Annotated in this window: 16 protein-coding genes; 7 read left to right on the top strand and 9 right to left on the bottom strand. The window is 63.0% G+C overall.

Going from position 1 to position 20,670, the window contains the following annotated elements; all coding sequences use genetic code 11:
* Nucleotides 1-244: 244 nt before the first annotated feature.
* Entirely contained in the window at nt 245-2,209 is a 1,965-nt protein-coding gene (locus KM295_RS04755) for a 3-hydroxyacyl-CoA dehydrogenase/enoyl-CoA hydratase family protein (protein WP_256028735.1), read from the top strand.
* Between the two features lie 50 nt (nt 2,210-2,259).
* Complete coding sequence (locus KM295_RS04750) at nt 2,260-2,517, top strand: hypothetical protein (RefSeq protein ID WP_256028734.1); 258 nt, start codon at nt 2,260-2,262, stop codon at nt 2,515-2,517.
* 14 nt (nt 2,518-2,531) lie between these two features.
* Here KM295_RS04750 and KM295_RS04745 read toward each other — a convergent pair whose 3' ends face one another.
* From KM295_RS04745 to KM295_RS04735, 3 genes are all read right to left on the bottom strand, one after another.
* Nucleotides 2,532-3,956: a carotenoid oxygenase family protein gene (locus KM295_RS04745; RefSeq protein ID WP_256028733.1), complete on the bottom strand. Its 1,425-nt coding sequence runs from the start codon at nt 3,954-3,956 to the stop codon at nt 2,532-2,534.
* An 87-nt stretch (nt 3,957-4,043) separates the two neighbouring features.
* Nucleotides 4,044-5,237 (bottom strand): mandelate racemase/muconate lactonizing enzyme family protein, encoded by a 1,194-nt coding sequence (locus KM295_RS04740; RefSeq protein ID WP_256028755.1) that lies wholly within the window; start codon nt 5,235-5,237, stop codon nt 4,044-4,046.
* 129 nt (nt 5,238-5,366) lie between these two features.
* Nucleotides 5,367-6,650, bottom strand: coding sequence for an amidase (locus tag KM295_RS04735; RefSeq protein WP_256028732.1), 1,284 nt, complete (start codon nt 6,648-6,650; stop codon nt 5,367-5,369).
* A 266-nt stretch (nt 6,651-6,916) separates the two neighbouring features.
* Between KM295_RS04735 and KM295_RS04730 the strand changes: the two genes are divergently transcribed.
* The 3 genes from KM295_RS04730 to KM295_RS04720 all read left to right on the top strand — a co-directional run bounded on the left by KM295_RS04730 (nt 6,917) and on the right by KM295_RS04720 (nt 13,149).
* Complete coding sequence (locus tag KM295_RS04730; RefSeq protein ID WP_256028731.1) at nt 6,917-10,363, top strand: PAS domain S-box protein; 3,447 nt, start codon at nt 6,917-6,919, stop codon at nt 10,361-10,363.
* 135 nt (nt 10,364-10,498) lie between these two features.
* On the top strand, nt 10,499-11,590 hold the full coding sequence (locus tag KM295_RS04725; RefSeq protein WP_256028730.1) for a sensor histidine kinase: 1,092 nt from the start codon (nt 10,499-10,501) through the stop codon (nt 11,588-11,590).
* Nucleotides 11,587-13,149, top strand: a complete 1,563-nt coding sequence (locus tag KM295_RS04720) for a bacterio-opsin activator domain-containing protein (protein ID WP_256028729.1) — start codon at nt 11,587-11,589, stop codon at nt 13,147-13,149. The genes KM295_RS04725 and KM295_RS04720 overlap by 4 nt, the downstream gene beginning before the upstream one ends.
* 13 nt (nt 13,150-13,162) lie before the next feature.
* On the opposite strand, the gene KM295_RS04715 is transcribed toward KM295_RS04720, so the two are convergent.
* On the bottom strand, nt 13,163-13,777 hold the full coding sequence (locus tag KM295_RS04715; RefSeq protein WP_256028728.1) for a response regulator: 615 nt from the start codon (nt 13,775-13,777) through the stop codon (nt 13,163-13,165).
* 246 nt (nt 13,778-14,023) lie between these two features.
* On the opposite strand from KM295_RS04715, the gene KM295_RS04710 reads away from it, so the two are divergent.
* Nucleotides 14,024-14,410, top strand: coding sequence for an ArsR/SmtB family transcription factor (locus tag KM295_RS04710; RefSeq protein WP_256028727.1), 387 nt, complete (start codon nt 14,024-14,026; stop codon nt 14,408-14,410).
* Between the two features lie 34 nt (nt 14,411-14,444).
* On the opposite strand, the gene KM295_RS04705 is transcribed toward KM295_RS04710, so the two are convergent.
* The 5 genes from KM295_RS04705 to KM295_RS04685 all read right to left on the bottom strand — a co-directional run bounded on the left by KM295_RS04705 (nt 14,445) and on the right by KM295_RS04685 (nt 19,921).
* The gene (locus KM295_RS04705; protein ID WP_418904741.1) at nt 14,445-15,221 is read right to left on the bottom strand and encodes a formate/nitrite transporter family protein; all 777 of its coding nucleotides are present in this window, start codon (nt 15,219-15,221) and stop codon (nt 14,445-14,447) included.
* Nucleotides 15,222-15,735: 514 nt separating this feature from the next.
* Complete coding sequence (locus tag KM295_RS04700; protein WP_256028725.1) at nt 15,736-16,104, bottom strand: DUF1440 domain-containing protein; 369 nt, start codon at nt 16,102-16,104, stop codon at nt 15,736-15,738.
* Between the two features lie 110 nt (nt 16,105-16,214).
* On the bottom strand, nt 16,215-17,792 hold the full coding sequence (locus KM295_RS04695) for a methyl-accepting chemotaxis protein (protein WP_256028724.1): 1,578 nt from the start codon (nt 17,790-17,792) through the stop codon (nt 16,215-16,217).
* Between the two features lie 159 nt (nt 17,793-17,951).
* Nucleotides 17,952-19,169 carry an RNA-guided endonuclease InsQ/TnpB family protein gene (locus KM295_RS04690; protein ID WP_256028723.1) on the bottom strand — a complete coding sequence of 406 codons (1,218 nt, stop codon included), beginning with the start codon at nt 19,167-19,169 and terminating at the stop codon, nt 17,952-17,954.
* A 125-nt stretch (nt 19,170-19,294) separates the two neighbouring features.
* Nucleotides 19,295-19,921 carry a PAS domain S-box protein gene (locus tag KM295_RS04685; RefSeq protein ID WP_256028722.1) on the bottom strand — a complete coding sequence of 209 codons (627 nt, stop codon included), beginning with the start codon at nt 19,919-19,921 and terminating at the stop codon, nt 19,295-19,297.
* A 347-nt stretch (nt 19,922-20,268) separates the two neighbouring features.
* Between KM295_RS04685 and KM295_RS04680 the strand changes: the two genes are divergently transcribed.
* Nucleotides 20,269-20,637, top strand: coding sequence for a hypothetical protein (locus tag KM295_RS04680; protein ID WP_256028721.1), 369 nt, complete (start codon nt 20,269-20,271; stop codon nt 20,635-20,637).
* Nucleotides 20,638-20,670 lie beyond the last annotated feature (33 nt).

Here is a 20,670-nt window from a genome sequence, read left to right as displayed (position 1 = left end):
GTTCGATCGGTCGGATCGGGTCGTTCGACACTGAACTGTATGAAGTAACATTTCACAGTAAACTCGTTGAAATAGAAAACATCGTTTAAACTGTCGCGTCTACGGACGAGCGTGACGACGGCGATCCGCCCCGTTCGCGTCCCGTCATTCACCCCCGAATCAGCATTTCAACGCGGATCTCGGCCGGCGTACGCCGAGAGGGAAACGTTGAAACGGATTCCGTGGGTGTATTAGGACGCTAACAATGGAAATCGACGACATCGAGACCGTCGCGGTGCTGGGGGCCGGTAACATGGGCCACGGCATCTCGGAGGTCGCCGCCCTCGCCGGATACACCGTCAACATGCGGGACATCAAAGAGGAGTTCGTCCAGGACGGCTACGAGGAGATCGAGTGGTCTCTAAAGAAACTGGCCGAACAGGGGCAGATAACCGACGAGGAGGCCGGGGCTGCACTCGATAACGTGACGCCGTACGTCGGTATCGAGGACGCTGTCGCCGACGCCGACTTCGTCATCGAGGCCGTCCCCGAGAAGATGGAGATCAAAAAGGACGTCTACGGCGACGTCGAGCAGTACCTCCCGGAGGACGCGATAATCGCCACCAACACCTCCTCGCTTTCGATCACCGAACTCTCGGAGGAGACCGAACGCCCCGAGCAGTTCTGCGGGATGCACTTCTTCAATCCGCCGGTCCGGATGCAACTGGTCGAGGTCATCTCCGGCGGCCACACCGCCGAGGAAACGCTCGCGGTGACCGAGGCGCTCGCCGAGGACCTCGGCAAGACACCGGTCCGCGTCCGGAAGGACTCGCCCGGGTTCATCGTCAACCGGATCCTCGTCCCGCTGATGAACGAGGCGTGCTGGATCGTCTCCGAGGACGCCGCCACGATCGAGGAGGTCGACTCGACGACGAAGTTCGACATGGGTCTGCCGATGGGCGTCTTCGAGTTGGGCGATCAGGTCGGCAACGACGTGACCCTCCACGTCCTCGAGTACATGAACGAGGTGCTCGGCGAGGCCTACGAGCCCGCCCCCCTGCTGGAGGAGACGATCGAGGCCGAACACTACGGCAAAAAGACCGGCAAGGGGTTCTACGACTACGAGGACGGCGACGGCGCCGAGATCCCAGCCGACGCCGGCAGCGAGGCGATCGAGACGCGACTCGTGGCCGTGATGGCCAACGAGGTCGGCAACCTCGTCGGCGACAACGTATCAGATCCTGACGCCATCGACGAGGCGGTCGCCCTCGGCGCCGGCTTCCCCGAGGGCCCGGCGAAGATGGCCGACGACGCCGGTCTCGAGGAACTCGTCGGGACGCTTGAGGATCTCCACGAGGAGAGCGGCCATCCCCGATTCGAGGTCTCGGAGGGGCTTCGGGAGGCCGCCGACGCGGGAGGGTTCCACGAGGATGACGACGACGGGGACGTCACGTTCACCGACATCGAACTCCGGTATCCCGGCGACGACGTCGGCCAGATCGTCCTCGATCGGGAGGCCCGGATGAACACGATCAACGCCGACCTGCTGGATGAACTCGCCGTGGCTATCGATCGGCTCGAGGCCGACGAGGCGGTCCGGACGATCCTCGTCACCGGCAAGGGGCGGGCCTTCTCCGCCGGGGCTGACGTGACCGCGATGGCTGGCGGAACGGACCCTCTCGATGCGATCGATCTCTCCCGGAAGGGCCAGGAGACGTTCGGCAAACTCGAGGAGTGCGACACCCCCGTCGTGGCCGGCATCGACGGCTTCGCGCTGGGCGGTGGTCTCGAACTCGCTCTCGCGTGTGATTTCCGGATCGCCTCGGAACGCTCGGAGCTGGGTTTCCCGGAGCACGATCTCGGCCTCCTCCCGGGATGGGGCGGGACCCAGCGGCTGATGCGGATCGTCGGTTTCGGTCGCGCAAAGGAGATCATCTTCACCGCCGACCGGTACGATCCGGAGACGATGTCCGACTACGGCGTCCTCATCGAGGTCGTCGGGAACGACGCCTTCGAGGAGCGCGTCCACGAGTTCGCCGCCGAGATCGCCGCCGGGCCGCCGATCGCCCAGCGCCTCACGAAGCGTGCGATGTTGCGCGGCTGGGAGGACATCGACGCCGGCCTCGATCTGGAGGCCCAGGCGTTCGGCCACCTCATGAACACCGACGACCTCACTGAAGGGATCACGGCCTTCACCAACGACGAGGAGCCGGAGTTCGAAGGAAAGTAACCGCCGACACTTCGAAACGCCCAATCCCTTCGGTCCCGTAGTCTCGATCGATGGTGGGTTCCCGGACGGCGACGGCGCTCGTCGTCGGCGCGGCGAGTCTCGCGGCGAGTGTGCTTTTGTATTATCACACCGGCTCGCTCCTGTTTTTCCTCGTCGTGCCGTTCGTCCCGTTCCTGTTTTCGGATCGAAAGCCCGAGACTGGACGGGGCGAAAAGCCAGTATTCGAGTGCTCCCGCTGTGACTTTTCGACGCGGAACCCCGATTTCGAGTACTGCCCCTACGACGGGAGCCGACTGTACGAACGGTGAGGGCGGACCAGGGTTCACTGGGCCGGGAAGAACCGTCCGTGGAATCCGAAGGGAACGGCGTGTGGCAGCGGCGCACGCGCCAGTTCGGTCAGCGTTTCGGCGTCGAAAATCAACAGTACCGACCGCTCGCGTTTCGTATCCAGCGCCGGCGCGAGCACGACGCCGTCGTCCTCGTCGGTTCCGCCGGGGCGTCGTACCATTCGCGGTTCCTCGACGTAGACGCCGCGTTCCCACCACTCGGTCGCCGTCTCCCGTTCGACGTCGACCTTCACGAGGCCGTTGGCCCCCGATCGGTCCGTCGCCTGCGCGTAGGCGTACCGGTAGGGCCGGCCGCGGACGGCGCGCGGGACGGTCGGCAACTCCAGGCCGCCGTCGTATCGGCGGGATCGGCTCGCGGTTTCGGACTCGAGGTCGAGACGGTACCGATCGAGCCGTCCGTCCGGCGCACCGTCGAAGGCGCCGCCGGAGAGCGAATCGAAGGACATCGCCTCGAGGATACCGTCGTCCTCGAAGGCGACGAGATCAACGACGATCTCGCCGTCGGATTCGTAGGCGTTGACGTGATGGAACGTAAAGAAGGGTGGAACGCGTGGCTCGGCGACGACAGTACCGGAGTCGCGGTCGACGACGACGAACCGGCTCCGCCGTTCCCCGTCGTACTCGAGCATTCCGAGCAGCCCTTCGGACCCCGGCAGCAACGCCCGGAGGAGGGCGATCCGCAGCGGCGTTTCGACCAACACGACGTAGGATGCCGTGATCGAACAGTCGTGGACGTAGCCCGGGCCGACGGCGGGAACCGAAGCGATCGGCTCCCGGCCCGCCTGCCCGTCCGGGATCCTATAGAGGTGATACGCCGGCGAGCGACCGAGTTCGGTGCTGTAGCCGATCGTCTCGCCGCGATGCGGATCGACGCGGACGTGTGCCGTCGTCAGGTGTTCGGTGAGGTCGTCGGTCCAGCGGAACTCCCCCCGCGTTTCCAGGGTTTCCGGATCGAAGGCGACCCGCCGGGGGGCTTCCGTCAGGGCCACGCAGTGGTCCCCGAACCGTGCGACGTGGACGTTGGCGTTGTCGGTCGGCTCCGGCGGGCCGAACGACCGGAGCCAGCGTAAAGCGGTCCGGAGCGGGCCGGCGTCGGTCGCGAACTCGCCCGCCTTCGCCCCCGACCCCTCGGTCGCGTTCCTGTAGGCCTCGGTACGGAGGAACCGGCTGGTGTAGGTGACGATCCCGTCGTCGAACCCGTAGCGCCGGAGGAGCGCGAGGCCGTCGAACCAGTGGGACACCCGGCGACCGCCGAACTCGAACTTTCCCGGGCCGTTGCGGATCAACGCCCCCGAGAGCCACCCCGGGACGGTCCCTTCGACTGAGAGCGTCCGATCGGAGACTTCCGCCCCGAGGCTCCCGAAGCCGAGATCGAACGCCGTCGCCGCCGAGTCAGACATACGGGTAAGTTGGTGGCCAGCGACATCAATCCGGCGTCGAGAGGGGGACGGTCGGGAGGCGACCGGGAGAATCGATCCCGGCCGGAGTCAGGCCTCGATGTCGAGATCGTCGGCGTCTTTCGGTGGATGCCGCTCGAGCGCCGCCTCGTCGGGTTCACAGCCCCAGCCCGGCTCGTCCGGGAGCTGGAGTTTTCCGTCACGGTATTCGGGAGTGGCGCTGAACAGTTCGTCGTCCCACGGGATGCGGTCGATGTCCGTCTCCATGATGCGCAGGTTGGGAACCGCGGCCGCCAGGTGGGCGTTCATAAACGTGGCCAGATGGCCGTAGTAGTTGTGTGGGGCCACGTGGAGCTGGTGGGCGTCGGCCATAGACGCGATCTTCGTCGACTGGAAGATGCCGTTCCAGAGCGCGTCGATGATCACCACGTCCATCGCCTGTTGCTCCAGGTACGGGACGAAGGATTCGTGTGGGACGAGCGTCTCACAGGAGCTGATCGGGTGTGGGCTCTCGCTTCTGATGTCCGCGAGCGCCGCCGCGTTCGGCGAGTCGATCTCGACCCAAAAGAGATCGAAGTCGGCCAGCTCCTGCAGGATCCGGATATAACCCTCCGGCTTGGCGTTGTAGTTCAGATCGAGGAGGATGTCGACCTCCGGTCCGGTCCCTTCCCGGAGCGCCTTGAGGTAGCGTCTGAGCTCCCGGATCTGGGAATCCTCGATGGTCAGGGAGGGATGGAAGGGCTGTCCGAACCCCGGGGCCCAGTACGTCGGTTCGTCGCCGCTGAAATCGAAGATGTTCGTCTTCAGCGCCGAGAACTGGCTGTCGCGCACCTCTTCGCCGAGGGCCGTGACGTCCTCGAGGGTCTCGACCGGCTCGTAGAACTCCGGGCGGCTGATTCGGTAGCTGCCACAGTGCGACCAGTAGACAGGGATCTCCTCGCGGACCGCGCCGCCCAGGAGGTCGAAACAGGGGACGCCGAGTTCTTTCGCCTTCGCGTCGAGAAGCGCATTCTCGATGGTTCCCAGCGCCATCGCCATGACGCCGGTAAAGGACTGACGCGCCTTCCCGACGAGCTTGGCGCGGATCCGCTCTGTCGCCTCGACGGGTTCGTCGATCAGCGTCGGAGCCATCTCCTCGAGCACCGTGGTGAGTCCGGTCGCTCCCAGGTGTTCGTCGTATTCGCTCCAGCCGACCACGCCGTCGTCGGTCGTGATCCGCAGGAAGTGGTAGTTCCGCCATCCAGCGTCGCAGTGTCGGGTCTCGACGGATCGGATCGTGCTCATAGTCGCCACTACTGAAATCCGAACACGGTCTTATAAAACTATGCTCCGGGGGTCCGTGTCCCGTTCGAAACCTGCAGAGTTTCGGCCGGCCCTTCGGACGCCTCCGGCCGACAGTATCAGGCGTCGGTGTCAGGCGGCGGCCGCCTCGAGGAGCCTGCCGGCCCACCCCAGCAGCCGCTCGCCCTCCATGAACCGCGTCGTACACTGCAGGCCCATCGGCAGTCCCGCTATCGTCCCGGCCGGGAGCGTGACCGTCGGCATCCCCGAATCGGTCCAGGGCCGGTTCATCACCGGGTTCCCCGTGCTCGTGATACCCTCTGGTGCGGTGTCGGGGGCGGCCGGCGAGACCCAGACGTCGATCCCGTGGTCGGTCATGACCTCCTCGAGTGTCGGCCGCCGCCGTTCGATGGCCCGCCGTCCCTCGAGGAGTTCCGCGACCGTCACGTCGAGTCCCCGCCGGATCTCTTCGGCACTGAGTGCCCGGTAGAGTGATTCGTACTCCTCGAACCACTCCCCGTGGTTCATCGCCAGTTCGGCCTCGTGGACCCGCGTCCGCTGTTCGTCGGTCTCCTCGAAGTTCTCGAAGAGCCGGACCCGCTCGATCCCGTAGCCGGCCCCCCCGAGGCGTTCGAGACGGGCCTCGAAGTTCGCGAGCGCGCGATCGGACGCGCTCCGGAGGTAGGGTCCCTCCGGAACGCCGAGTGTCGGGTCGCCGTCGGGCGTCGTCGGCTCCCACGCATCACAGACGACAGACGCGGCCAGTTTCATCCCCTCGATGTCCTGGGTGAACAGCCCCAGGTGATCGAGCGTCTCCGACCGCGGCAAAACGCCGTCTCTTGGGATCCGCCCGAAGCTGGGTTTGAAGCCGACGATCCCACAGAAGGAGGCGGGACGGATCACCGATCCGCCGGTCTGGGTGCCGAGCGCCAGCGGACACAGTCCTGCCGCGACGGCCGCCGCCGAACCGCTGGAGGAACCACCCGGCGTGTGGTCCGTATCGTGGGGGTTTCGGGTGTGACCGGGCGAGCCGCCGGCGAATTCCGTGGTGACGGTCTTGCCGAGGACGACCGCGCCGGCGTCCCGGAGCCCCGAGACCACCGACGCCTCCGGTCCCTGAAAGAGCTCCGGCGGGACGGCACTGCCGGCCCGGGTGGTGAGCCCGTCGACGTGGAAGATGTCCTTGACCCCGACCGGGACGCCGTAAAGCGGCGGCTGCTCTCCCTCCTCGGCCGCCTCGAGCCGATCGAGAGCCCCCGAGAGCCGTCCCCGTCGGTCGTCTTCGGGGACGAACGCTTTGAGCTCGGGATCGACCTGTTCGATCCGATCACACAGTTCCTCGAAGTACGTCTCGAGATCGGTCCCCTCCTCCCGGAGGCGTTCGGCCGTCCGTGCGAGCGGATCGGGTTCTATCATCGTCTTACAACGCCCTCGCTGTGACATAGTTCTTTTTCTCGAATCGGTGCGGGGGTCGGCAGTCTGCCTTCGGCGCCGATCACAGATCGGCGGGATACAGCCGTTCGAACGTGAGTGTGACCGTAAACACGCTCAAACGCCCCCATAGCGGGTACGGAATCGACGGAGTGGTGTCGAAGATTTAAGTATCCGACGCGGGCAATAACAAGGAAATGGACCGGCCCGGATACCCAGCCCGGACCCCGTGATTCATGCCGGGATAGCACATGCGTATCGACCGATACCTTCCAGACGCCCTCCGGACGAGATACTCACGGAAGCTCTTTGCCGTCTCCGTGTCGATCGTCCTGATCATCGTCTCGTTCAGCGCCGTCGTCGGGATGCAGGTCTCCGATCGGGTCACCGAGGAGCAGCTGGACTCACTCGAGACGAACGCGGAACTCGAGGCAGAGACGCTGGGCCAGTGGATCGACGGCGAGAAGGCGTCGGTCCGGATCCTCTCGAACCACGGCGGCATCGACCCGACCGACCCCGAGGCGACACGGGCGACGCTCCTCGCGGAACGGGAGGAGATGCCCGAGGAGACGGCGCATATCTCGCTCGTAGAACGGACCCCCGAGTCGTTCTCGGAGGGGACCAACGAGACCATCGTCGCCAGCACGGCTCCCGAAATCGAGGGGGAACCGCTCTCGGCGACGAACATCGACTGGAACCCCGAGCGGGGGTACAACTTCGACAGCGAGGACGACGTGACCCTCTCGTGGGTGTACATGGACGACGGCGATCCATCGGTGGCCATCGCGTCCCCGACACCCGACGGCGAGCACGTGATCGTCACCGAGTATCGGACGAACGTACGCGCCGAGCAATTCACGAGCGTCGTCGATCGGACCGAAACGGTCGTTCTGGGTGGGTTCACCGCGTTCGTCCTGTTCGACGAGAACAAATCCAACGTGATGACGAGGTACAAAGGGGACAGAGAGAACACGACCGTCGGGTCGCTGATCCTCGAGAACGATCCGTACACGGAACTGAACGGCTCCGTCCTGACCGACGAGACGGTCAAGGGGTATCACAGCGTTCCCAGCGAGGACGTCGATTGGGTGGTCGTCAAGGAAGCGCCACGGTCGTCCGCGCTGGCACTGACGGCCGAAGTCCGCTCCGATCTCCTGATCCTGATCGCGATGATGCTGGTCGGCTTCGGGCTCATCGGGGTTGTCATCCAGCGCGGGCCGATCCGGGCGCTCCGGCGGTTGGCGACCCGGGCGGACGCCATCTCCGAGGGCGATCTGAGCGTAGAGATCAGAGACGAGGGCCGTATCGACGAGATCGGATCGGTCCGATCGGCGTTCCGGAACACGAAAGACTACGTCGAGATCATCACGAAACAGTCCGAGGCCCTCTCCCGGCAGGAGTTCGACGCCGAGGTACTGGAAGCCGAAATCCCGGGCCGTGTCGGCGAATCGCTGGCCAGGATGCGGACGGATCTCGAACAGTTCATCGACGAGATCGAACGGGAGCGGAAACGGTACACGACGCTGGTCGAACAGAGCAGCGACGGGATCGTCGTCGTGCGGGACGGCCGGTGTGTGTTCGTGAACGATCGGTTCGTGGAGATCACGGGCTACGATCGGGCAGCACTCGTCGATCGGCAGTTCATCGATCTCGTGGTCCCGGAGGACCGTGACCTCGTCAGAGAGCGGTACGGAAAGCGGTTCCGGGGCGAATCGCCCCCGAGCCAATACGAGATCGGCCTGGAGTCGGAAACCGGAGAGCGCCGTCTCGTCGAACTCTCGGTCGCCCGGATCGACCACGACGGCGAACCCGCTGTCCTCGTGAACGTCCGGGACATCACCGAACGGACTCGGCTCGAACGGACCTATCACGAACTCTTCGAGAACGTGGCCGACGGCCTCATCATCCACGACCCGGATACGGGCGAGATTATCGACGTCAACGAGCGTTTCTGTGAGATGAACGGCTACGACCCCTCGGAACTCGTCGGGGAGTCGATCGGGAAGATCGTCGCCGACGACGAGGGGTACTCGGTGGAGGCGGCCCAGGAGATGATCCGCCGGGCACAAAACGAGGGTCCACAGCTGTTCGAGTGGCGCAACCAGCGGAAAGGCGGCGACTCCTTCCCCGTTGAGGTGCATCTGCGTGTCGCACACGTACAGGGAAGAGAACGGGTGCTGGCCAGCATCCGGGAGATCACCGACCGAAAGCGCCGAGAGCGTGCGGTCGGAGCGCTCCAGAACGCGACAGAACGGATGCAGACCGCAGAAACCCCCGAAGAAGCGGTCCAGATTGCCGTCGAGACGGCGAGCGAGACGCTCGATCTCCCGTTGACGATCGGCTGGCTACACGACGAGTCGGAGCGCCGCCTCGATCCCGTCGCTGCCACGGACCCGGTCCACGATGCGGATCTGGTGTCGGGACTGACGGCCGATCGATACGAGTATTCGGCCTTCGAAAACGGCGAGGTGACCAGTTACACCCCCGGCGAACACGCGGCCGAAAATCCCCTCCGGACGGGCGTCCTGCTCCCGCTCGGCGAGCACGGACTCGTCGCGGCCGGGCGGCGCGATGGGGTCGCCACGGACGATACTGTGCTCGATATCGCACACGCGCTCGCCAAACACACCACTACCGCGCTCGACCGCATCGAACGGGAACGGGAGGTACGGGAGAGCGAACAGCGCTTCCGGCTGATCGCTGAACGGATCGACGAGGTGATCTACCTCTCGAGTCCGGATTTCTCCGAGGTGCTCTACGTCAACCCGGCCTACGAGGAGATCTGGGGCCGATCGGTCGACGAACTCTATGCGGATTCGACGACGTTTCTGGAGGGTGTCGATCCGCGCGACCGGGAGTCGGTCGAAGCCGACTTCGAGCGGATGATCGACGAGATCGAGCGTGGCGAGCACCGGGACAGGTACGCCTTCGAGTATCGGGTCCGGACGCCGGACAACGAGATCAACTGGGTGAACGCGACCGGCTACCCCGTCGAACTGGAAAGCGGCGGGCGGCAGTTCGTCGGGATCGTCGAGGACATCTCCGACCGGAAGCGCCGCGAGCAGCGGCTCGAGGTGTTTAACCGAGTCCTGCGGCACAACCTTCGGAACCAACTCGAGGTGATACGGAGTCACGCCGAGGCGCTCCGCGAACGGCGATCCGGCGAGCACGCGGAACAGATCCTGGCGTCGAGCGACGAACTCGCAACGATCAGCAACCGGGCACGGACTATCGACCGGATGCTGTCCCGGGAGCGGCGGCTTTCGAAAGTCGATCCCGCGACGGTGCTCGAACGGACGCTCGAATCGATCGACACCGCCGACAGCGACGTGAGGGTGACGACCGAGCTATCGGTCAGTGCTCCGCTGGTTACCGACGAATGGATCCTCGGAGCCGTCCTGAAAAGCGCGCTCGAAAACGCGATCGCGTACGCCGACTCGAGCGTGAACGTCACTGTCAACGAATCCGACGGGGGATACACGTTCGTCGTCGGAGACGACGGGCCGGGGATCCCGCAGGACGAACTCGTCGCGCTCGATACCGGCACCGAGACTCACCTCCAGCACAGCCGGGGATTGGGGTTGTGGCAACTCAAGTGGGGCGTAGCCGAACTCAACGGGGAAGCCGCATTCGAAACGACGGACGGGACGACCGTGCGTATCACCGTCCCCGGACTGGGCGGGACCGAGTCTGTATAGCTAGACTCCACCACTAAGAGCCGGACACGACTCAGTAAACGTAGACTCAGAAAATGTGTGTATCCGTCCGCAACCAGATGGGGCAGGTGGTTCGGAGGGCGACACGGAGCGGCGGTGACCGGCAGGTGGGCGACGATGGGTAACGGCGGATCGGCGAACGGAGGTGGTGCCGTCCCTCTCGATCGGTATCCTGACCCGGCGATCAGTTACACGGCCGAAACCGGGGACCCGGAACTCGGGGCGACAAACGAGGCTTTTGAGGCGGTGTTCGGAACAGTCACGTCTGGGACGCCGCTCGAGGAAGCGGCCGAACAGGTCGGTATATCGACCGTCGGTACCGCCCGCCGGTTTGAGGAGCTACTCGGGAACGACAAACCCGCGACCGTCCCCGCCGAAACGACCAACGGCAGGTATTTTTTGCGGGTACTACCCCCACGGGACGCTTCTAAGGGGTACGTACTCCTGATCAAAAGCGAGGCCGTCGCTCCCGATACCTCGGCGCACTCGCCGATGGACAACCGGCGAGACAACCGGACAGGAGCCACCGAACACGGGGCCAACCGGTTCGATATCGATCGGGTCGCGAGCGTGCTCAGCCACGACCTCCGGAACCCACTGGACGTCGCGAAGGCGCGGCTCCGGGCGGGCAGAGAGAGCGAGTCCGACGAGCACTTCGACCACGTCGAGAGGGCACACGGGCGGATGGAGCGGATCATCGAGGACGTATTGACGCTTTCGCGGGGGACCGAGTACGTCACGCCCGAACACACGGTCGAGTTGGAGACCGTCGTCGAATCGGCATGGGAAACCGTCGAGACCGGCCCCGCGACGCTCACGATCGTCGACGACCTCCCGGCGACGGTGGCCGACAGGGGCCGGGTCGAGCGGCTGTTCGAAAACCTGTTTCGGAACAGCGTCGAGCACGGCTCGACTGGCAGTCGGCCGGAGTCCGACGACGCCGTCGGAAACGGGGATCACCCCGAGATCACTGTCGGGCGACTCACGGGGGAGTCGGAAGGGTTCTATGTCGAAGACGACGGCCCGGGCATCCCGCCCGAGGCGTTGTCTGCCGTTTTCGAGCCCGGGTATAGCTCGCACGATCACGGGACCGGGCTCGGACTGTCGATCGTCAGACGCATCGCCGAATGCCACGGCTGGACGGTCGAGGCGAAAAACGGCCGTGCCGGCGCCCGGTTCGAGATACGGGGGGTCGACCAGGAACGATGAAAGAGCGGTTCGAACGGGCACCGATCGGGATACTCGAGGCGACACCGGACGGGATAGTGACTGACATCAACGGGACGGCGTGTGAGTTACTCGGCGTCGACGCCGCGGCCACGACCGGGACGCCGATCGATCTCGTCTTCCCGGATTCGGTCGAAGGCGCCGTCCCGGCCGCCTTCGAAGAAGAGCGGATAGCCGAGAGTACCATCGAGGAGTACTACCCCGGCCTCGAACGGTGGCTCTCGGTTTCGATCGTTCCGGGCGACGATACCGTCGCCGTGTATCTCACAGACGAGAGTTCGATCCGCAAGCAGGAGCGACACAACGATCGGCTTGAGGACGAACTCGACCGGCTGACGGTTCTCAACGGGCTTGTCTCCGCGGTTCTCGCGGATCTGATCGAGGCTTCGACGCGCGAGGAGATCGCCGAAACGGTCTGTGAACGGCTCGGCGAGACGGATATCTACGAGTTCGCGTGGGTCGGAGAGCGGGAAGTCGGCGGCGACGACATCGTCGTCCGTGCGTCGGCCGGGACGACGGGCCGGACGTTCGATCGGATCCAGGGGCATCTGGGCGATGCGACCGATCTCCCCGAAGACCGGGCGGTCGAGACCGGCGTCCCTCAGGTGTCCCGGCCGATCGCCGACGACCGGTCGATCCCGGAAGCGGTCAGACGGGCGGCCTTCGCCGACGGCGTCCAGTCGCTTCTGGCGATCCCGCTGACGTACGGGTCGAGCGTCTACGGCGTCGTCGGGGTGTACGCGACCGACCGGGATGCCTTCTCGGAACGCGAGCGAGCGGTCTTCGGGACGGTCGGGTCGATCGCCGGGTTCGCGGTGAACGCCGCCCGGAACCGGACCCTCCTGTTTTCCGACAGCGTCGTCGAACTCGATCTCCAGGTGTCGGATACGGGGGCGCCGCTGGTCGCGGTGGCGACCGAACTCGAGGCGACGCTCACCGTGGAAGGGCTCGTTTCACAGGACAGCGACCGGTTGCTCGGGTTCCTCCGTGTGGACGGGGCTGTACCGGAACGCTTCGCCAGCGTCGTGTCCGGGGGCGACGCGATCGAACTATCCCGTATCGTCGACGAGGAGGAAAGCGCCGGACTCCTCGAGGTCGAACTCGACATGGAGACGTCTCTCGGTATCGTTTCGACCCACGGCGCGACGGTCCAGTCAGCGCGGTTCGAATCCGGGCGTGGACGGCTCGAGATCGAACTGCCCCCCGAGGAGGAGATCCGGCGGATCGTCGATACCGTACTGCGGCGGTTCGACGGCGAAGTGCTCGCAAAGCGGGAGGAGGAACGGGAGATCGAGACCGCCCGGGGGTTCCGCGAAGGCCTCCGTGATCGATTGACGGATCGACAGGAAACCGTCCTCCGGACCGCGTTCCTGGCCGACTACTTCGAATCGCCCCGTGGCAGCACCGCCGAGGAGGTCGCAACCGCGCTCGATATTACCGCACCGACGCTGCTCTATCATCTCCGTGCGAGCCAGCGCAAGCTCCTCGAAGAGTTCTTTCAGACGGCCGACCGGGACCTCCACGGTGGCCCCGAGACTTGAGAGCCCCGGACGGCTATCGACCTTCCCGATCGATCCCGTCGAACACCTCGAAGAGCCGTTCGGGATCGTCCAGTAACCGCGTTGCGCGCCGTTTCAGTCGCTCGGTCCGCCGTTCGATCGCCTGATATTCGGAGTGGGAGTCGCGTCTGTCGGCCGGAAGTTCAGAGCGGAGGATCGCGCGGGTCGATTCGGCGGCGAAGTAGTCACCGAGCGTTTCGTATCCGAGGACCAGCCGCTGTTGATCGACGGCTGCCCTGATGTCCTCCCGTTCGAGCGGTTTGCAGAGATAATCGTCGAACGGCATATCGAGAACGTCAAACCCCGGATCGATGGCGGTTACCATGATTATCCGACCGCCGAAGCCCCGGTCGGTGAGTACCTCCAGAACCTCGTCGCCGGACGGCCCCGGCATATGCCGGTCGAGGAGGAGGATATCGACCGGGTTTTCTTCGACGTGGGCGAGAGCGCTTTCGCCGTCGTAGACTGTCTCTGTATCGGACAGCCCTTTCAGACGGAGCGCATACGCGTCGGCCACTTCCCGTTCGTCGTCGACGACGAGCACGTTCGGTCGGTTCTCGCTCCCGTCCGGTCGTTCGGGATTCGTACTGTCCATCCGATACTGAACCATACCCCTTGAGACATTTAGTTGGTTTGTCTCTCGGGGCTACATCTCTCTCCGTATCGATGCCAGCCAGCGAGTATTGACGGAGGACTTCGAGCGATTCTAGATAGCTAGCTACGTTTCGAGACCGTGTTCGGGTAGCTAGCCCCTGGTTACAGACCGATAGGGGTGTTCTGTCGGGACGAACGATGAGTGTCGAACCGTCGATCCGCTTTCGTAACCACTCCGAAGGAGGCGACAAGAGCGTATAGCATGGCAGTCAACGACCTACTCCCGGAAACCGTCCCGAACGACGTCGACCGGAACACCCGGACGGTCGATATTGCCGATGACGGGGGCGTCCTGGAGGTGCTCGCGAACGACACCGCGCGCGGTATCCTCCTTGCGCTGTGCAAATCCCCGCAAACGGCCTCGGAGATCGCAGCCGAAGTCGAGGTGTCGCTCCAGAGCGTCTGTTATCATCTCGATCGGTTCCAGAACGCCGGATTGATCGAGGCGGCCGGCACCCGGTACTCCCCGAAGGGAAAGGAGATGTCGGTCTATGCGCTGATCACCGACTCGGTCGTCGTCGAACTCGAGGGTGAAACGGGACACGGAAGTACCGGCTCCACCCGCCCGGAAGTGAAACAGCACGGCTGACCTCCCCCGCGAAAACGCAGAGAGAGAAGTCAACTCACTTCGCGCCGCGGACGACGTGGCCGTATTTCAGCGTCGCAACGAAGATCGTCCCGCCTACAGCATTTCCGATCGTGGCCAGTAACTGGAACGCCAGATAATCACTCAGCGTCACGGCCGAAGACGTAAAGAGGCCGAAAAGCACTTCGACGTTTCCGGCGATAGAGTGCGGAAGATGGAGGATACCGATCGTGCCGGCCACAATCCAGATGAGGAAGATTCGGCTGATCGTTTCCTGGGCCGCAGTGATCAACCAGGCCATCAGTCCCATCAGCCACCCGGCGAAGATACCGGCGATGAAGAGCCAAGAGAGGTCGTGGCTAACGAGTTTATCTGCGATTGTGCCGAACGCCTCGGGCGAAACGACGCCGAGTCCCGGCATGAGTAACACCGCCAGGAAAGTAAAGACGGCCCCGCCGACGAGATTGCCCACGTAAACGAGCCCCCAGAGTCGTCCCAACTGGCCGATGGATGCCTGATGGTCGAGCACTGGAATTACAGCGAGGGTAGTATGCTCGGTGAACAGTTCTGATCGGCCGAGGATGACGAATATGAACCCTACAGAATACGCACTGGCCAGAAGGAGCTCAGTCGCGAGGTCTCCGAAGGTCCCGTCCGACAGTGTCAACAAGACCGCCATGAGGAGGGGGCCGAAGCCGATATCGAGTCCAGCCGAAAATGCGGAGAGTAACAACCCCGACCGCTCCCGCTCCATCTCGTGTAGCCCGCTTTCGATCAGCGAATCTAGCACCGCCGCCGACGGCATCTGCTGCATATGAGCCAACGACTCTTGTTCCTCGGCTTCGAAGCGATCTCCGTCCGGCATCGACTCGGACTACATGGTCGAGTTCAATACCGTTTGGGGGTATTACTGCCGAAAGCAGTCCTGATGATCGGTATAAATGCCATGATGCGTAATGCCAAGCTATCTTTTGCTGAGATACGTTATCACTATCTGGCTTCCACACCTTGTCATGGTATCTGGCATCCCACCGATCCGGAAGCCAACTGTCGCCGTTGCCACCGGGGCTTAACCCCCCCACCATCCCGGTGGTTTTCGCAATCGGAGGGATCGATTAGGACCCTCAGCAAACGATTGGGTCTCCGAGTGGTTCGGCTATATTGCTGAAGAACACGGCGTTGTCGATATCGTGTTTACCGCACTCGTGGCTAGACGATACTGACAGCACGTTAACCAGGGTGATATTCGCAACGATCAGCGGAATCGACATCACCGACAGTGATATCATGCATTCCGAGGAGCTCCGAGAACCGCTACTGCCCGTCGATCACTCGTAACGTCGGTACAAGGGGATTAAAAGCCCCAGAAACGCACCGTAGAGGACGTGTCCGAGGAGACTCCAAAGTCGCCAGTCCGGCACGGGGGGATCGATCGACATCGCCTGACCGACCCAGAATGGCATGAGAAGCGAGGCCAGCGCGACCCATAGCACGATCCCGTACGCGACACCGGCAAGGAATCCGTACTTTAGACGTTCGCCGCATTCGGGAACGACCGTGACCGCAACACCGAAAATCAGACCCAATACGGTGCCGTGAGAGAGGTGAATGGCCCATCCGACGAAGATCGCGACGGTGCGGGAAACGCCTTCGAACCCGTACATTCCGGGGATAGCCGTGAACAGCACCTCTCCCATAGTCAGGCTCATCGTGATACCGAACGTGATACTCCCGAGTATCGCGGCGACGACGGTACTCGTAACGTCGGTCCTCGAGATATCGACGGGAAACGTCGCTTTCTTGGTGCTCATGATTGAGAGAGGGATTCCACTGACGGCACCGTCTCCGCAGTGGTGTTGTCGTACTCGAACGTTTCGAGCGAGCGCCGCAACCGCGTCGTCTTATCGAGCAGCGTGTGTACTCGCTCGGCGGTGTCGGTCAGCTTCTGGGTCTGTTCTTCGGTCGCCGTCGCCATCCGAATCGTTCGCTCGGCGGTGTCCTGGCTGAAATCGGTCAACTCGTCTACGGTCGCGGTCACGTCGTTGAGCGACATCGCCTGCTGGTCCATCGCCGTCGTGATCTGCTGGACGCCGTCGTCGACCTCGGTGACCTGGGTGTCGATATCCGCAAGCGCGTCGTCGACGGTTTCGACCGTCCCGACGCCGGATTCGACCTCCGCCTGGATCGATCGCATGTCCTCCGCGCTCTCTTCGGTCAATTCGCGCAGCTCAGCGATCATCGTCTCGACTTCGCCGGCGGACTGTTGGGTCTCCTCCGAGAGCGCCTTCACCTCGTTGGCGACGACGTCGAACCCGTCGGCGGTGTTCGATCCGGCCTCACCGCCGGCCCGGGCGGCCTCGATCGAGGCGTTCAGCGCCAGCAGGTTCGTCTGTTCGGCGATCTCGCGGATCGTCGTGACGATCTGTTCGATCTCGTCCATCTGGGCTTCCAGCTCGGTCATGGTGTCGGCGGCGGATTCCGAGCGCTCCTGGATCCGGTGGAGTTCCTCGACCGCAGCGCGGGCGTTCTCCCGCCCCGCCTCGGACAGGGAGGCCGCACGCTCGGAGGTCTCACCGAGTTCCTCGGTCGATGCCGCCACCTCTTCGATGTTCACCGACATGCTCTCTAGTTCCCCGGCGGCTTCGAGGAGACGGTCGCTTTGCCGGCGGGCGTCCTCGGCCGTCTCGTCCATCGCGTCGCTCGTTTCGCCACCCTGCTCGACCGCCTCGTCGATGTGCTCTGTCGAGCGTTCCACCGCGGTGACGACCGAATCGGTGAACGTGCCGACCTCCTCGACGACCTCCTGTATCTCCGCCATCGCGTCGTTGAAGCCGGTCGCGACCCGTTTTAGCGAGTCTGGATCGTCGTCCTCGACAGTGAGTCGAGCCGTCAGATCCCCGTCCGCAGTCCGAGCCATCGTCTCGGCGAACGCCTCGGTCCGCTCTTCGAGGGTGGTAGCGAGTCGCTGGCTCTCCTCGCGGGCTCTTTCGGCCCGTTCGCGCTGGGTTTCGGTCTCATCGATGCGCGTCCGTATCGTCTCACGCATCGAGTTGATCGAGTCATACAGCGTCCCGAGTTCGTCGTCGTCGTCGCTCGTGACGCCGGTATCGAGCTCTCCCGCTTCGATCTCCTGGGTGTGGGCGGCCAGTTCCTCGATCTGCTTTACTGTCGGGCGGATCAACACGATCCCCATCGTGGCGAACCCGACGATCGCGGTCGCGACGACCACGGTGAGGTTCTGGACGACTGTCCAGTGGTTTTCGGCGTCGACGTGTGCGGCGGTATCGAGAAAGGCGAGCACGCCGACGAGAATCATGACCGCCGTCACGGCGCCGAACCCCGCGCCGAACTTCGCCAGCCGACGGCGACGGAGGCTCTCAAACACGGCCTGTCACCTCCCGGGGCATGGATCCCCGCGTCGGAACGGGCGTGTGGGTACCTTGCATGCCCACCGATACAGTGTATGGTTTATAAAAGCTGTCGCGGGTATCACCTACACCCGGCGTGAACGCCGGGGTTTGTCGGTGAACTCCCGGTCTATCCACTATACCGTGGCAGGCGAGTAATCGCCATTCCCGTTCAATGTTCCCGACTTCAGGGCAAGGTGATAGGTTGCCCCTCCAGAACCAGACTTACGCCGGTTCTGGATGAATTTGTGTGCGATGTTTCGCGCCGCATTATAATCGCTGTGTAGCTCCTTGCCGCACTTCTGACAGGCAAACTCATCACCATCACGGTTATCCTCATGCGTAAACCCACACTCCGTATCCGAACACCGTTGACTAGTGTACTGCGGCTGCACCGTCTCAACGTCAATCCCTTCCGCGTTAGCCTTGTATGTAACCTGCCGCTTCAATTCGTTAAACGCCCATTGCTGGAACTTTGACCCATTCCACATCCCGTTTCGGATACCTTTCAAGTCCTCAAAGACAATTGTTGTACAACCGTTCGAAACAGCTTCTTCAACCAACTTCTTTGAGGCTTGGTGGAGGAAATCTTCCGACCAATTGGCGAAGGCATCACCGATCGATTGGATTGTTTGATGGGCGCTTCGCGTGCCTGTCTGTTGGAGCCGACCACGGCGACGTTCGTATTCCCGACGCTTGTGATTCAACAGGTCAGCGTTACCGATGAACGCGCCGGTACTGGTGACGGCGAGATACCCATCCACGTTTCGATCGACACCAAGAACTGTTTGGTTCTCGGTTTCTGCCGACGTTTCTTCACGTTCCTGCTTCACCGAAACGTGGAGATAGTAGGTATCTGTTTGGTGATCGTAACGGAGTTTTGCGCCTTGTTTGGTCCACTCGTCGCGTTCCATATACTCGGCTTGGATCGAGTCATCTGGATAGACGTATTCTGCGTGGACACGACTGCCACCATATGCGGCCAACGAGCAGTACCCGTCAAAGTACGTGACAGCGTTCGTGTTGTAGACGGTTGTGTTTGAAGTTAGAGTGGGTTTTGAGACTCGTTCACCGTCTTTCATCTTCTCAACAACCGACGAGAGGATTTCAGCGGCATGGTTAGCGGCCCCTACACATAGATCGGCGTGTAGGGCTGTTTCCTCGCGGATGTCGTCGTAGATGAGTCGTTGGAGATGGTTACCAGATGTAATCACGTACCCGTCGTTGTCACCGTCCCATCCCCGATTGATGAATTGTTGTGCCGCATTCCGAAACGTGTCCATTGTTCGTTTCAGGTCGTCGCGGCGGTTGTCGGGGACGGAGAGTTTCACGACTGCGGTACGGTTTATCTCCATCTATATGCCACTTGTGGCACTATGTATATAAATATAAGGGAGTTGGGCAGGTTATTGAGTAGTGTTCATTTTTCGGAGCGTACGCGATTCCCGCCCGCGGTGAACGGCGGGACTCCCTCGCTGAATCAGGTGGGGTTCCCGGCGAGTACCGCATCGCGCAGCGTGAGATGCTGTGCGTGTTCGGATTCAGGGACGAGAACGTCGGCGATACTCTCCCCGATGACGGTGTCGTTCTCGAAGCCGAACACCTCCTCGAAGGCAGGGTTGACCGCGACCATCCGGGGGATCTCTCCGTCGAACGCCACCTCGACGATCGGATCGGGCGTGTTCTCGAACAGTGCGGACCGACGGGGTTCCCGCCGGTTCGTCCTCCCGGAGCCGTACCGCTCGACCGCGCGCTCGATTCGTTTCGCGACCGACTCGAACCATGCGTCGGTACGGTCGGGTCGAAGACACTCGATGGCACTTGCCGGGATCGAATCTGCGGCGTCTTCGCCTGTCCCCTCGACGAGCAGAACGGCCGGCAGTTCGGGGTCGACCTCGTGGATCCGTTCCAGCAACTCCGCTCCGGTCGTGCCGGACAGATCGTAGTCGCAGACGACACAATCGAACCCCCCCGACCGGAGTCGTTCGAGGGCTTCCTGTGGGTCCGATTCAGTCGCGACGTCGAACGAATCGCGGCTCCCCTGGAGGGCCTGTGCGGCGTGATCGAGGTCGTGCTCCGGACGTCCGATATAAAGTATCTGAATCATGCCCTCGTTGGAAACGGATATCTATCGTTCGGTCTCACCGTTATGATGGGAGGCATATTTATTGCTTCGCCCGTAGGCGGCGCTCGTTGAAGCCGGCGAAACGTATATACACTATCGACAGGGGATTCTGACATTCGGCGACGCCCTGATTCGCGGCAGCGTGGGGTCCCGTACTCGGAGAGCACACGGGGCGGAAGCGACCGAGTCGCGGTACCGAGAGTGAAGCGTTCGTCCGCACAGTGGAACGGCCTCACATAAAATATATCGACAAAATAGTTTACAGCGGCCGTGCATTTTGCTGACACACCCTCGTCTGCCTTATTTCGGTTTACGATCAACCGGTGGATATGAGACAGAAGCAGAGCGGAGACGGCTGGACGGTCGAAATACACGACGGTATCATGGTCTGGGAATTCCTGCCGGGGATGGAGCTTTCGGCGTTCGAGACAGAGGCGTATCCCGTCTATAAGGATTTGCTGTCGGAGCACGATTTCGACGGGATGGTCACCGACGTGCAACTCGAGGATCCGTTCACCTCCGAAGCGTTCGAGGTCTGGGAGAAATCCGCCCAACAGGCCGACCAGGCGGGGATCGAACGGTGGGCTGTCGTCGCCGACGGTATCAAAGCGATCTCGCTTCGGGGCAAGATCGATACGGGCGGGCTCGATACCCTGACGACCGAAGATCGGACGGAAGCCATCGAGTGGGCGCGGTAGCGCCGATCGATCGCTCTCTCGTTCCAGTCCTCT

This window comes from Natronomonas aquatica, assembly GCF_024449025.1.
Classification (GTDB): Archaea; Halobacteriota; Halobacteria; order Halobacteriales; family Haloarculaceae; genus Natronomonas; species Natronomonas aquatica.
The sequence above is the reverse complement of the archived record's forward strand: the minus strand, read 5'-3'. Positions and strand labels throughout refer to the sequence as shown.